Source organism: Nocardioides sp. NPDC101246, assembly GCF_044767415.1.
Classification (GTDB): domain Bacteria; phylum Actinomycetota; class Actinomycetes; order Propionibacteriales; family Nocardioidaceae; genus Nocardioides.
On the sequence record NZ_JBIWNX010000015.1, the window covers coordinates 98,064 to 112,007 of the forward strand.

13 protein-coding genes are annotated in these 13,944 nt (G+C 69.9%); 9 read left to right on the forward strand and 4 right to left on the reverse strand.

Annotated features, from left to right (window positions below; translation table 11 throughout):
* Positions 1-19: 19 nt before the first annotated feature.
* The 8 genes from ACIRON_RS24660 to ACIRON_RS24695 are packed head-to-tail and all read left to right on the forward strand — an operon-like array spanning position 20 to position 8,848.
* Positions 20-1,168: an acyl-CoA dehydrogenase family protein gene (locus ACIRON_RS24660; RefSeq protein ID WP_402996421.1), complete on the forward strand. Its 1,149-nt coding sequence runs from the start codon at positions 20-22 to the stop codon at positions 1,166-1,168.
* 24 nt (positions 1,169-1,192) lie between these two features.
* Complete coding sequence (locus ACIRON_RS24665; RefSeq protein ID WP_402996423.1) at positions 1,193-1,933, forward strand: SDR family NAD(P)-dependent oxidoreductase; 741 nt, start codon at positions 1,193-1,195, stop codon at positions 1,931-1,933.
* A gap of 25 nt (positions 1,934-1,958) precedes the next feature.
* Positions 1,959-3,599, forward strand: a complete 1,641-nt coding sequence (locus ACIRON_RS24670) for an AMP-binding protein (protein WP_402996425.1) — start codon at positions 1,959-1,961, stop codon at positions 3,597-3,599.
* A gap of 5 nt (positions 3,600-3,604) precedes the next feature.
* A complete protein-coding gene (pcaF, locus tag ACIRON_RS24675; protein ID WP_402996427.1) occupies positions 3,605-4,807 on the forward strand; it encodes a 3-oxoadipyl-CoA thiolase in 1,203 nt (400 codons plus the stop codon).
* Positions 4,804-5,583: an enoyl-CoA hydratase/isomerase family protein gene (locus ACIRON_RS24680; protein WP_402996429.1), complete on the forward strand. Its 780-nt coding sequence runs from the start codon at positions 4,804-4,806 to the stop codon at positions 5,581-5,583. The genes pcaF and ACIRON_RS24680 overlap by 4 nt, the downstream gene beginning before the upstream one ends.
* Positions 5,580-6,479, forward strand: a complete 900-nt coding sequence (locus tag ACIRON_RS24685) for a 3-hydroxyacyl-CoA dehydrogenase family protein (RefSeq protein ID WP_402996431.1) — start codon at positions 5,580-5,582, stop codon at positions 6,477-6,479. The genes ACIRON_RS24680 and ACIRON_RS24685 overlap by 4 nt, the downstream gene beginning before the upstream one ends.
* Complete coding sequence (locus tag ACIRON_RS24690; RefSeq protein ID WP_402996433.1) at positions 6,479-7,630, forward strand: acyl-CoA dehydrogenase family protein; 1,152 nt, start codon at positions 6,479-6,481, stop codon at positions 7,628-7,630. The genes ACIRON_RS24685 and ACIRON_RS24690 overlap by 1 nt, the downstream gene beginning before the upstream one ends.
* 33 nt (positions 7,631-7,663) lie before the next feature.
* Entirely contained in the window at positions 7,664-8,848 is a 1,185-nt protein-coding gene (locus tag ACIRON_RS24695) for an acyl-CoA dehydrogenase family protein (RefSeq protein WP_402996435.1), read from the forward strand.
* Positions 8,849-8,882: 34 nt separating this feature from the next.
* Here ACIRON_RS24695 and ACIRON_RS24700 read toward each other — a convergent pair whose 3' ends face one another.
* The 4 genes from ACIRON_RS24700 to ACIRON_RS24715 all read right to left on the reverse strand — a co-directional run bounded on the left by ACIRON_RS24700 (position 8,883) and on the right by ACIRON_RS24715 (position 12,868).
* A complete protein-coding gene (locus ACIRON_RS24700) occupies positions 8,883-9,620 on the reverse strand; it encodes a hypothetical protein (RefSeq protein WP_402996437.1) in 738 nt (245 codons plus the stop codon).
* Between the two features lie 31 nt (positions 9,621-9,651).
* The gene (locus ACIRON_RS24705; RefSeq protein WP_402996439.1) at positions 9,652-9,996 is read right to left on the reverse strand and encodes a VOC family protein; all 345 of its coding nucleotides are present in this window, start codon (positions 9,994-9,996) and stop codon (positions 9,652-9,654) included.
* Positions 9,997-10,130: 134 nt separating this feature from the next.
* The gene (locus tag ACIRON_RS24710; protein WP_402996441.1) at positions 10,131-11,567 is read right to left on the reverse strand and encodes an MBL fold metallo-hydrolase RNA specificity domain-containing protein; all 1,437 of its coding nucleotides are present in this window, start codon (positions 11,565-11,567) and stop codon (positions 10,131-10,133) included.
* A 104-nt stretch (positions 11,568-11,671) separates the two neighbouring features.
* Complete coding sequence (locus tag ACIRON_RS24715) at positions 11,672-12,868, reverse strand: AAA family ATPase (protein ID WP_402996443.1); 1,197 nt, start codon at positions 12,866-12,868, stop codon at positions 11,672-11,674.
* Between the two features lie 205 nt (positions 12,869-13,073).
* Between ACIRON_RS24715 and ACIRON_RS24720 the strand changes: the two genes are divergently transcribed.
* Positions 13,074-13,937, forward strand: a complete 864-nt coding sequence (locus tag ACIRON_RS24720; RefSeq protein ID WP_402996445.1) for an Fpg/Nei family DNA glycosylase — start codon at positions 13,074-13,076, stop codon at positions 13,935-13,937.
* Positions 13,938-13,944: the final 7 nt, after the last annotated feature.

The following is a 13,944-nucleotide window of genomic DNA, read 5'->3' on the forward strand; positions in this document are numbered from 1 at the left end:
GCGAGCGAAGGAAGAGACCATGCACTACGGGTTCGACGAGGACGAAGAGGCCTTCCGCATCGAGGTGCACCGGTGGGCCGAGAAGGTCCTCGCACCGCACTACCAGGCCGACGACAAGGCGGCGGTCTTCCGCCGGCAGCAGGCCCTGGACATGGCCCAGATGGGTCTGACCAGCCTGCGCATCCCGGAGGAGTACGGCGGCCAGGACGCCACCGCCGTCATCGCGGGCATCGCCGCGGAGGAGGTCGGCCGTGCCGACTTCAACGCCGGCTACCTGATCATCAACACCGCGCTGATCAGCGACATCCTGGTGCGCAACTGCACCGAGGAGCAGAAGCAGGCGTGGCTGCCCGGCATCGCGTCCGGCGAGATCGTGCCCTGCATCATGATCACCGAGCCGGGAGCCGGCACCGACGCGGCCAGTCTCGGGCTCAAGGCCGTCCCTGACGGGGACGACGCCTGGGTGCTCAACGGCGAGAAGACCTCGATCACGCTGGGCATGGCCGCCGACGGCGCCGTGGTGCTGGCGCGTACGGGTGGGGATGGCGCCCGTGGGGTCAGCGCCTTCTGGGTCGACATGTCCGACCCGGGGATCTCCCGGACCGCGTTCGACGACCTGGGCAGCCGCGCCATCGGGCGGGCCTCGATCCACTTCGACGGGGTCCGGGTCACCCGCGCCGACATGATCGGCGAGGAGGGCGGCGGGTTCGTCTCCGTCATGCAGGGCTTCGACTACTCGCGGGCGATCATCGGGCTGCTCTGCCTGGGAGCCGCTCAGCAGAGCCTCGACGAGGCCTTGCAGTGGTCGCGCGACCGGGTCGCGTTCGGGAAGCCGATCGGCACCTTCCAGGGCGTCTCGTTCCCGCTCGCCGAGCAGGCGACATACGTCGCAGGTGCCCGTCACGTCTGCTACGAGGCGCTGTGGCGCAAGGACAACGACCGCGACCACAGTGCCGAGGCCGCGATGGCGAAGTTCTGGGCTCCCAAGCTCGCCACCGACGTCATCCACCAGTGCCTGCTGACCCTCGGCCACATCGGCTACTCGACCGAGCACAAGGTCGGCCAGCGCCTGCGCGACGTCATCGGCCTGGAGATCGGTGACGGCACCGCCCAGGTCTCCAAGCTCGTCATCTCCCGCAACCTGCTCGGTCGCGCGTACGCGCCCTGAGCCCGCACTCGAAGGGACAGCACCATGGGAAAGCTCGACAACAAGATCGCGATCGTCACCGGCGCCGGGCAGGGCATCGGCGCCGGCGTCGCCGCCAAGCTCAGCGCGGAGGGGGCGACGGTCGTCGTCACCGACATCAACGAGGAGACCGCGAAGCAGACCGCGTCGGCCCTCGGGAACGGCGCCATCGGCATCCGCACCGACGTCACCGACCGCGACTCGGTGGACGCGATGGTGGACCAGGTCCTCGCCGAGCTCGGTCGGATCGACGTACTCGTGAACAACGCGGGCTGGGACAAGGGCGAGCCGTTCGTGGACTCCGAGCCGGAGACCTGGGACCGGATCATCCAGATCAACCTCTACGGCGTGCTCAACACCTCCAAGAAGGTGCTCCCGATCATGGCGGAGCAGGGCTACGGCAAGGTGGTCAACCTCGGCTCCGACGCCGGCCGGGTCGGCTCCTCGGGCGAGGCCGTCTACTCGGCCGCCAAGGGTGGCGTCATCGCGTTCACCAAGGCGATGGCCCGCGAGATGGCCCGCGCCAAGGTCAACGTGAACTGCGTCTGCCCGGGACCGACCGACACCGCCCTGTTCGCCTCGATGGGTGGCGACAAGCTGCGCGAGGCGCTGCAGAAGGCGATCCCGCTGCGCCGCCTCGGCCAGCCCGAGGACCTCGCCAACGCGATCGCCTTCCTCGCCTCCGACGAGGCCTCCTTCATCACCGGCCAGACCGTCAGCGTCAGCGGCGGCCTCACCATGAGCTGACCTGGCTCAGGAACGGGAACCGGACATGTTCGAGACACTGCTGTCCCCCGAGCGGATCGCTCGGGAGACCCGCGCCGGGCACTGGCGCGACAAGGTCATCACCGACTTCCTCGCCGAGGCGGCCGACGCGACCCCGGAGAAGGTCGCCTTCGTCGACAGCCGTCGTCAGGTCACCTTCGCCGAGCTCGCGGCCGAGGTCGACCGGGTGGCGCTCGGGCTGCGCGCCCGGGGCATCGGCCGCGGCGACGTGGTCTCCTTCCAACTGCCCAACTGGATCGAGTGGATCGTGGTCCACTACGCCGCGACCCGGGTCGGCGCGGTCAGCAACCCGCTGATCCCGATCTACCGGGAGCGCGAGGTCGGGTTCATGGTCGGCATGGCGAAGTCGAAGCTCCTCGTGGTCCCCTCCGAGTTCCGGGGGTTCGACTACCCCGGGATGGTCGAGCGGCTGCGCGGCGGCTGGGACTTCGACCCCGAGGTCGTCGTGGTCGGCGAACAGTCCTGGACCGACCTGGTGGCCGCGGGTGACGGCCAGAATCCGGCCGTCCTCGACGAGCTGCGACCCGACCCCAACGACGTCACGCTGCTGATCTTCACCTCGGGCACCACCGGGGAGCCGAAGGGCGTCATGCACACGCACAACACGATGGTGGCGGCCAACGACCCGCTGCCCGAACGGCTCGGCATCACCGCCGACAGCGTGCTGCACATGGCCTCGACCCTGGCCCACCTCACCGGATTCCTGTACGGCGCCAGGCTGAACGTGCAGAACGGCGCGACCTGCGTCCTGCAGGACGTCTGGGACCCGCAGGTCTTCGTCGAGCTGATCGCCAAGCACCGGATCAGCTACACCTCGGCCGCGACACCGTTCCTGCACGACCTGATCACCGCGGCCAACCTGGCCGATCACGACACCGGCTCGCTGGTGCGGTTCTGCTGCATGGGCGCGCCGATCCCGCGGGCGATGGTCCGCGAGGCCAAGCAGAAGCTGCCCGGCCTGGTAGTGGTCGGCGGCTGGGGCCAGTCCGAGGAGGGCCTGGTCACCATCGGCATCCCGGGTGATCCCGAGGAGAAGATCGTCGAGACCGACGGCTTCCCGTGGCCCGGGATGGAGATCCGGGTGGTCGACGTGACCTCCGGTGAGGAGCTGCCGACCGGCGAGGAGGGCGCCCTGCAGGTTCGTGGACCCTTCCTCTTCGTCGGCTATGCCGAGCGGCTCGAGCTCACCCGCGAGCAGCTGCGACCCGCGGCCGACGACCGAGGCGACTGGTTCGACACGGGCGACCTGGCGTACGTCGACGCCGACGGCTATCTCCGGATCTCGGGTCGCACCAAGGACGTGATCATCCGGGGAGGGGAGAACATCCCGGTCGCCTACATCGAGAACGTCCTCTACGAGCACCCGGACATCGACGCCGTCGCGGTGGTCGCGATGCCGGATCCGCGGCTCCAGGAGCGGGCCTGCGCGTGTGTGGTCCTCCGCGACGGGCAGGCCGGCTTCGGGATGGAGAAGATGCGGACCTTCCTCGCCGAGAAGGGGGTCGCGAAGCAGTACTGGCCGGAGAAGGTGGTCGTGCTCGACGACTTCCCCAAGACCCCGAGCGGCAAGATCCAGAAGTTCCAGCTGCGCGAGCAGGTCTCCGGCGACACGGGTGGTGCGGGGTGAGCACCATGAGCACCGCCTATCTGGTCGACGGGCTGCGTACCCCCTTCGGGCGGTACGCCGGTGCGCTGGCCGCGGTCCGGCCGGACGACCTCGCCGCCCATGTGATCGGCCACCTCGTCGACCGGTACGCCACGGTCGACTGGGCGCGCCTGGACGACGTGCTCCTCGGTTGCGCCAACCAGGCCGGCGAGGACAACCGCAACGTCGCCCGGATGGCCGGGCTGCTCGCCGGCCTCCCGGTCGACGTCCCGGGAGGCACGGTCAACCGACTGTGCGGTTCGGGCCTGGACTCGGTCGCGCAGGGCGCCCGGATGATCCGGGCAGGCGAGGCCGACCTGGTGGTCGCCGGCGGCGTCGAGTCGATGACCCGGGCCCCGTGGGTGATGCCGAAGGCGTCGCGGCCGTGGTCGCGTACCAACGAGATGCACGACACCACCATCGGCTGGCGGTTCGTCAACCCCGCCATGGAAGCCGCATACGGCACCGATGCGATGCCGCAGACCGCGCAGAACCTCGCCACCGAGCGCGAGATCAGCCGGGCCGACCAGGACGCGTTCGCGCTCCGCTCCCAGGAGCGGGCCGCGAAGGCGATCGCTGACGGACGGCTGGCACGAGAGATCACCTCGGTCCCGGTACCGATTCGCGGCAGTGGCGACCCGGTCATCGTCGACGCGGACGAGCACCCGCGCTCGACGACCCTCGAGAAGCTCGGCGCGTTGAGGCCGATCGTCGAGAACGGTTCGATCACCGCGGGCAACTCCTCCGGCGTCAACGACGGGGCCGCCGTCGTGCTGCTGGCCTCCGAGCGGGCCGTCTCCACCTACGGTCTCGACCCGCTGGCCCGGGTGAGCGGAGCAGCCGTCGCCGGCGTACCACCCCGGATCATGGGTATCGGCCCGGTCCCGGCCACGCGCAAGCTCCTCGACCGTGCCGGACTCACGATCGGCGACATCGACGTGATCGAGCTCAACGAGGCGTTCGCCGCGCAGGCGCTCGCGGTGACCCGCGAGCTCGGGCTCCCCGACGACGCCGACCACGTCAACCCCAACGGCGGCGCGATCGCGCTGGGCCACCCCCTCGGCGCCAGCGGCGGCCGCCTCGCCCTCACGGCCGCCATCGAGCTGTCCGTACGCAGCGCCCACCGCGCCGTCGCCACCATGTGCGTCGGCGTCGGCCAGGGCATCTCACTACTCCTGGAGACCCCATGACGACCTACGAGACCCTCCTCGTCGAGGTCAACGACCGCGTCGCGGTGATCACGCTCAACCGGCCCGAGGTCCGCAACGCGATCAACGCCCAGGTCCAGACCGACCTGCGGGCCGCGCTCGACGCTCTCCGCGGAGACGACTCGGTCGGCGCCGTGGTGCTGACCGGTGCCGGCGAGAAGGCCTTCGCCGCCGGCGCCGACATCGGCCAGCTGCGGAGCTACGACCTGCACACCGGGCTGGCTTCCTCGATGCAGCGGCTCTACGACGAGGTCGAGACGTTCGAGAAGCCCACCATCGCCGCCGTCAACGGGTACGCCCTCGGCGGAGGCTGCGAGCTCGCGATGGCCTGCGACATCCGGATCGCCGCCGACACCGCCCGGTTCGGTCTCCCCGAGACCAACCTGTCGGTCCTGCCCGGTGCCGGCGGCACCCAGCGGCTCGCCCGGCTCGTCGGCGTCGGCCGCGCGATCGACCTGATCCTGACCGGCGACCTGCTCACCGCGGACGAGGCGCTGGCCGCCGGCCTGGTCACTCGAGTCGCCGAGCCCGAGACGCTGCTCGCGACGGCGCGGGAGGTTGCGCGGTCGATCCTCGCCAAGGGGCCGCTGGCGGTTCGGCTGGCCAGGACGGTGATCCGCACCGGGATGGACGCCGACCTGCGTACCGGACTGGTCGTCGAACAGCTCGCCCAGTCACTGCTCTACACCACCGACGACAAGCGCGAGGGCGCCCAGGCGTTCCTGGCCAGGCGGACACCGAACTGGAGCGGACTGTGATCGACAAGGTTCTCGTCGCTGGCTCCGGAGCCATGGGGTCGCAGATCGCGATGGTCGCCGCGCTCGCCGGCTGCGAGGTCACCCTCTACGACATCGACCGGGGCGCGCTCGAGCGTGCGCTCGTCGATCTGCGCACGCGGCTCGACCGGCAGGTCGCCAAGGGCCGCCGGCCGGCCGACGAGGTCGAGGCCGCCCTCGACCGCCTGTCGTTCACCACTGATCTCACCGAGGAGACCGCCGACGTCGACCTGGTGATCGAGGCGATCGTGGAGCGGCTCCCCCTCAAGCGCGCCTTCTTCGCGCGACTGGACGGGCTCTGCCCCGCGCAGACGCTGCTGGCCAGCAACTCCTCCAGCTTCGTACCGTCCTCGATGGCCTCCGCCACCGCCCGGCCCGACCGGTTCCTCAACCTGCACTTCTTCAACCCCGCTCTGGTGATGGCGTGTGTGGAGGTGGTGCGCGGGCCGCGCACCGGCGACGTCGCCGTCGAGGCGGCGCTGGAGTTCGTGGACCGTCTCGGCAAGACCCCGGTGGTGCTCGACAACGAGATCCCCGGGTTCGTCGCCAACCGTCTCCTCGGTGCCGTACGCGACGAGGCGATCGGACTGCTCGAGGGCGGCTACGCCGGGGTCGAGGCCATCGACACCGCCGCGCGGACCGCGCTGGGTTACCCGATGGGGCCCTTCGAGCTGATGGACCTCACCGGCATCGACATCGGCTACCTCACCAGGACCGCCCGTTTCGAGGAGACCGGCGACCCGGCCGACGCGCCGTCGGCGACCGTGACCGCGCTGGTCGAGCAGGGCCACCTCGGCCGCAAGAGCGGCCGCGGCTTCTACACCTACGACGAGGCGGGCAACCGCACCGGCACCGCCGACCTGAAGGGACAGGACTGATGGATCTCACGCTCACCGAGGAGCAGCTCGCGTTCAAGAAGATGGCGCGGGACTTCCTCGACAAGGAGGTCGTACCGTTCCGGGCCGAGTGGGACCGTCGCGAGGCGGTCGACCTCACGATCGTCCCCAAGCTCGGCGAGCTCGGCTTCTTCGGCCTCACCATCCCGGAGGAGTACGGAGGCGTGGGCGGCGACTACATCACCTACTGCCTCGGCATGGAGGAGCTCGGCCGCGCCGACTCCTCGATCCGCGGGATCGTGTCGGTCTCGATGGGCCTGTTCGGCAAGGTCCTGCTGGATCACGGCTCGGAGGAGCAGAAGCAGCAGTGGCTCCCCGGCATCGCGACCGGCACGGAGCTCGGCTGCTTCGGGCTCACCGAGCCCGACAACGGCTCCGACCCTTCGGGCCTGAAGACCCGGGCCGTACGTGACGGCAGCGACTGGGTCATCAACGGCTCCAAGATCTTCATCACCAACGGCACCTGGGCCGACGTCTGCCTGGTCTTCGCCCGCACCGGAGGCGAAGGAGCCCGGGGCATCTCGGCGTTCCTGGTGCCCACCGACGCTCCCGGCTTCGGGCGCACCGAGATCCACGGCAAGCTCGGCCTGCGGGGCCAGGCCACCGCGGAGCTGAGCTTCGACAACGTACGTGTGCCGGCAGATGCGCTCGTGGGTGCCGAGGGCGACGGCTTCAAGTTCGCGATGACCTCGCTCGACAAGGGCCGGGTCTCGGTCGGCGCCGGCTGCACCGGGATCATCCAGGGCTGCCTCGAAGCCGTCGTGGACTACACGACCCAGCGCCGTCAGTTCGGCAAGCCGATCGCCTCCTACCAGCTCGTCCAGGACATGATCGCCGAGATCTCGGTCGACGCCGATGCCGCGCGGCTGCTCACCTGGCGTGCCGCCTCGCTCATCGAGGCGGGCGAGCCGTTCGGCACCGAGGCCTGCAAGGCCAAGCTCTTCGCCTCCGAGGCCGCGGTCAAGGCGGCCAACCTGGCGATCCAGGCCTTCGGCGGCTACGGGTACGTCGACGAGTACCCCGTCCAGAAGTACATGCGCGACGCCCGCGTCATGACCCTCTACGAGGGCACCAGCCAGATCCAGAAGCTCCTCATCGGCCGTGCCGAGACCGGCATCAACGCGTTCGTCTGACCCCGAAAGCCGATCTCCGAAAGGAGGGCCACCATGGCCCAGACCCCGTTCGACCTGTTCTCGATCGACCACCTCCTCACCGAGGAGGACCGGGCGATCCGCGACACCGTCCGCGCCTATGTCGACAAATCGGTGAAACCCCATGTCGCCGACTGGTACGAGACCGGCCAGATCCCCGCCAAGGAGCTCGCCAAGGAGCTCGGCAGCCTCGGCGTCCTCGGCATGCACCTGGAGGGCTACGGCTGCGCCGGGACCACGGCGACCGCGTACGGCCTGGCCTGTCTCGAGCTCGAGGCCGGTGACTCCGGGCTGCGCTCGCTGGTCTCGGTGCAGGGCTCCCTGGCGATGTATGCCATCTGGAAGTGGGGCAGCGAGGACCAGAAGCAGGAGTGGCTGCCCCGGATGGCCGCCGGCGAGGCGATCGGCTGCTTCGGCCTCACCGAGCCCGACTTCGGCTCCAACCCCGCCGGCATGCGCACCCGCGCCCGACGCGATGCGTCGGGCGACTGGATCCTGACCGGCAACAAGATGTGGATCACCAACGGCTCCGTCGCCGACGTCGCCGTGGTCTGGGCCCAGACCGACGAGGGCGAGGACGGCAAGGGCGTACGCGGCTTCGCGGTCCCCACCGACACCCCCGGTTTCTCCGCCCCCGCGATCAAGCGCAAGCTCTCGCTGCGCGCCTCGGTGACCAGCGAGCTGGTGCTCGACAACGTACGGCTCCCCGACTCCGCCGCCTTCCCGGAGGTCAGGGGTCTGCGGGGTCCGCTCTCCTGCCTGAACGAGGCGCGCTTCGGCATCGTCTTCGGCGCACTGGGTGCTGCCCGCGACTGCGTCGAGACCGCGATCGACTACGCGGCCGGCCGCGACATCTTCGACAAGCCCCTCTCGGCCTACCAGATCACCCAGACCAAGCTCGCCGACATGACCCTCGAGCTCGGCAAGGGCATGCTGCTCGCCGTCCAGCTCGGCCGGCTCAAGGACGAAGGACGGCTACGTCCGGAGCAGATCTCGCTCGGCAAGCTCAACAACGTCCGCGAGGCGATCGCGATCGCCCGGGAGTGCCGGACCGTCCTCGGCGCCGCCGGGATCACGCTGGAGTTCCCGATCATGCGCCATGCCAACAACCTCGAGTCGGTCCTGACGTACGAGGGGACCAGCGAGGTGCACCAGCTCATCATCGGCCAGGCGCTGACCGGGCAGGCGGCCTACCGCTAGCGCGAGCCCCACGCGGGTGGAGCCGGGGCCCTCGTCATCGCGCGGCTGCCGTGGGCTCCCGGTGCTCCGCCCGGCTCGCCGACAGCAGCCCACCGATCAGCAGGGCGAGCGAGACCAGCAGGAGTACGGCACCGAGGCCGAGCAACACGGCGATCATGGCGCCGAGCACCGGGACCGACGCCCCGGCGGCTGCCACGGCGGTCACCGGAGCGCTGCCGTCGGCGTTCATCACCACGATGGTCCAGTCGCCCGGCTCGATGTCCCAGGTGAGGGTCTGGGGCCCGGTGCCGGTCGACGAGGCGGTCCAGAACCCGGCGTCGGCGGGGAGGATCGTCGGAGGACCTCCGGCCACCGCGTCGTACGTCGGGGTCCGGCCGTCGAGGCCGTCGATCGTCGAGTGCTGAACCCCGGCGAGGTACGCGGCGACATCCGCTGAGCGCGCGATGCCCACGAAGACCGGCCGCTCCTCGGCCGAGGTGACGACCAGCTTCGCGTCCCCGATCAGTCGTTCGGGGACGTCCACCCCGGGGCCGGTCTCGATGTCGATCGTCCCGGAGGTGATCGCGTGACCAGGAGCGGAGATCGCCACCCCGTCGGTCATCAGATAGCCGTCGGAGTCGCGCAGGACCGAGGCCACGCTCAGAGCAGCTCCGCCGGCGATCAGGCCGAGCGAGATGACCAGAAGAACGCTTCCCGCCACGACGGCGATGACCCGCCCAGCCGTCCAGCGTGGTCGGTCCGGGAGAGTCTCCGCGGCTCGTTCACTCGTCATCGGTCGAACCTCTCTCTGCTGTCTTGGCACGTCATTCGCGGAACAGGCCGATGATGTTGCCGCCGGGGTCGCGGAACATGGCGAAGAACCCGACGCCGGGGATCTCCATGGGCGACAAGACGGTCTCGCCACCCAGCTCCCCGACGCGACCGAGACTGGCCTCGAGGTCGTCGGTCGAGACGTACACGGTGACGTAGGAGGGCATCTCGTCGCGGGTCTGCATCATGCCGCCACCGATTCCCTCATCTCCGGCTGTCACGAGCCAGTAGTCGGGGCCCGCCCCCTGGATCTCCCAGCCGAACAGGTCTCGATAGAACGCGACGAGTCGCTCCCCGTCCGCGCCGGCGATCTCGAAGTGCACCACAGGATGTGCCATGACCGTCTCCCTTGTCGTCTCGGTCGAGCATCCGCCGAGACGGCGGGGCGAACCCAGGGACGAAGTGCCGCCAGGGCTGGTCCTTGGTCCCCGACCGCTGCCGGAGCCATCGCTGAGGCGAACGGCAGGGGGGGTCATGAGCTCAGGAGCACCCGTTCGCCCAGGCGAGGTACGACGGCCACGGTGCCGAGCTCGTCCTGGATGCGGTCGGCCAGCGCTCGCGACGACGCCGGCTCGCCGTGCACGACGTAGACGGTCCGCGGGAGCTCGGGCGCCGAGGCGACCCACGCGACCAGCTCGTCGGCGTCGGCATGGACGCTGAAGTCCGTGAGCGCCACCACCTCCGCGCGGACCGGGACGTACCTACCGTGCATCTTCAGTGTCCGGGCGCCTTCGGCCAGCTGTCGTCCCCGCGTGCCCTGGGCCTGGAAGCCGGTGAGCACGATGCTGTTGCGCGGATCGGGGAGCTGGCGAAGCAGGTGATGGACGATCCGACCGCCGGTGGCCATCCCCGAGGCCGAGATGATGATGCACGGCTCCTTGGGGCGGTTGAGCCGCTCAGACCCGGCAGCGTCCCGCACCCGGTGGACATCGAGCTGGTCGAGGTCCCTCAACGGCGCCGACCGCTTGGCCTTGAGCTCGTCGCTGTGGGCCGCCGCGGCCGCTCGGTAGACGTCGAGCGCGTCCAGCGCCATCGGGCTGTCGACGAAGATCGGGACCTTCGGGATCTCGCCCGCGCGACGCAGCCGGAGCAGCTCCAGGAGGACCAGCTCGGTCCGGTCCACGGCGAAGGCGGGGACCAGGACGACACCGCCGCGGTCGATGGTGCGGCGTACGGCGCTCGCGAACAGGTCGGGGTCCGGCGCAGGATGACTGCGGTCGCCGTAGGTCGACTCGAGCACCAGCGTGGAGGCCGCCGGTGGAGGCACGGGGGCTCGCAGGATCGGATGGTCCGGCCGGCCGAGGTCTCCGCTGAACACGACTCGAGAATCACCGACATCGACCGTGGCCACCGCCGACCCGAGGATGTGGCCCGCGCGACGCAACGTCACGACCATCTCGCCGACCGAACGCGGCTCGCCGAACGCGATCGGGTGCAGCCTCTCGAGCGTCCGCTCGGCGTCTACCCCCGTGTAGAGCGGGAGCGCAGGGTCGTGCTTCGACCAACCACCTTCGTTCGCGTACCGCGCGTCCTCCTCCTGGAGATGCGCGCTGTCGCGCAGCACGATCGCGGCCAGCGCCGCGGTGCCCGGCGTGCACAGCGCCTCTCCGGCGAAGCCGTCCCGCACCAACCGCGGCAGATAGCCGGTGTGGTCGAGGTGCGCGTGCGTCAGCACGACGGCGTCCAGGTCCGCGGGACGCACCGGGAACGGCGCCCAGTTGAGCCGTCGCAGGTCGCGTACGCCCTGGTAGAGACCGGCGTCCACGAGCAGCCGATCGGCTCCTCCCGTCACCAGGAACCGGCTTCCTGTCACCGTGCCGGACGCCCCGAGGAACATCAGAGCCGGATGCTTCGAGCGGGAGGCGCCGGGGTCGATCTCACCGAGGGCGGAGGTCTGGGAAATGGCCATCGGGCTTCCCTTCACAGGTGATGGTGTCACCACGCTGCTGCATCCCTCAGGGTGCGGGGAGGGTCATCCGGCCTTCGCGAACGTGACCGATGACCCGATCAGGCTCAGCCCTGCTGGCGCAGGTAGCGGCCGAAGTGGGGAACGGTGAACGCGATCCGGCCACGTTCACCGGAGTAGATCAGGCCCTTCTTCATCAGCGCGTCACGCGCCGGGGAGAGCGACTGCGGCTTCTTGTTGAGGAAGGCGGCGACGTCCGCGGTGGCGACGGTGCCGATGTCGTCGGCGCCGAGCTCGACGGCGGCGTCGGCCATCGCCCGCAGATAGTCGCGCTCCGCGGGGGTGGCGCGCTCGTAGCGCGAGCCGAAGAAGCCGACCGCCAGCTCGCGCTCGGCCTCGGGAGCCGCGACCTTCACGTCCTCCAGGGTGATCGGTGAGCGCGGCGCCTGGTCCCACACGGTCTTGCCGTAGGCCTGGATGAAGTAGGGGTAACCGCCGGTGGCGGCGTACATCTCGGCCAGGGCGGCGGGCTCGAACTCGGCCTCCTCCTCGCCGGCGGGGGCGGCGAGGGCACGGTCGGCGGCGTCACGCTGCAGACGGTCGATGCGCTGGTAGGAGAAGAGCCGCTCGGAGTAGGACTTGCTCGCCGAGAGCACCGCCGGCAGGTGCGGCAGGCCGGCGCCGACGACGATCACCGGCAGTCCCGACTGGCTGATCTCGTGGCAGGCCGCGCACATCGCCGAGACGTCGTCGGGGCCGAGGTCCTGCATCTCGTCGATGAAGACGCCGACCCCCTTGCCCACGTCGGCAGCGAGCCCGCCGACGTCGGTGAGCAGCTCGACCAGGTCGATCTCTATGTCACCGGAGTCGGCCCGGCCCCGCACCGCCGGCGCCTCGATGCCGGGTGACCACTGCTCGCGCAGCTTGGCGTTGGGACCGGCCTCCCGCTGGGCGAAGCTCCGGATCACACCCAGAACGTGATCGACGTCGTCCCCGTTCGGATGACCCAGCTCGCGCACCGCCTGGTGCAGGGCACTCGACAGCGGCCGGCGCAGCGACTGGTCGGGGCGCGCCTCCATCTTCCCGGTGCCCCAGCCCTTGCGGACCGCCGCGGACCGCAGCGTGTTGAGCAGGACGGTCTTGCCGACCCCACGGAGCCCGGTGAGCACCAGCGACCGCTCCGGGCGACCGCGTGCCACCCGCTCCAGCACCACGTCGAACTGCCCGAGCTGCTCGTTGCGACCAGCGAGCTCAGGGGGCCGCTGACCGGCGCCAGGAGCGTACGGATTGCGGATGGGGTCCATGATCAGACGATATCCACATCTCTAGGACGCGTCTTAGATTTCGCTAGCGATCCACATCTTTCACGAGCGTAGGTCTCTATTCGCCTTTCTAAGATCAATCCTAGAAAGGCGCAGACTCTCACATCGATTGCTAGCATCGAACGTGTGTTCGATGCTAGCGGGATTTGCTCCCACTGCGCAAGCCTGACGACCTAGACTCGCGGACATGCCGGAACTCCCCGAGGTCGAAGCGCTCGCCGAGGACCTGCGCGGTCGCCTCGACGGCCGCGCGATCACGAAGGTGCACGTCGCGCAGTTCAGCGCGCTGAAGACGTACGATCCGCCGCTGAGTGCCGTCGAGGGCACGCTCGTGGACAACGTGAGTCGCCACGGCAAGTTCATCGACATCGAGGCGAGCGGCGTCCATCTGGTGCTCCACCTTGCCCGCGGCGGCTGGATCAGGTGGCGCGACGAGATCCCGGCGGCACCGCCCCGCCCGGGGTCGAAGTCGGGGCTGGCGATCCGGGTCGTCCTCGATGACGACACGGGTCTGGACATCACTGAGGGCGGCACCAAGAAGCGCCTGGCGCTCTACGTCGTCCACGACCCGCAGGACATCCCCGGTGTCGCCTCACTGGGCCCCGACCCCCTCGCCGACGACTTCACGCTGGCCAGGTTCCGCGAGATCCTCGCAGGTCAGGGCCGTAAGCAGATCAAGGGCGTGCTGCGGATGCAGTCGATCATCGCGGGCATCGGCAACGCCTACTCCGACGAGATCCTGTGGGCGGCGAAGATGTCGCCGTTCAAGCCCTCGGAGATGACCGAGGAGGAGTCCGAGAGCCTCTACGCCGCGCTGCGGACGACACTCGAGGAGGCCGTCCAGCGCGACTCCGGCCTGGCGATGAGCGAGCTCAAGGGCGAGAAGAAGACCAACCTCGCCGTGCATGGCAAGGCGGGCAAGAAGTGCCCGGTCTGCGGAACCACGATCCTCGAGGTCAGTTTCGCCGACTCGAGCCTGCAGTACTGCCCGACCTGTCAGACCGGCGGGAAGCCGCTCGCCGATCGGCGGATGTCCCGGCTTCTCAAGTAGGCTTGAC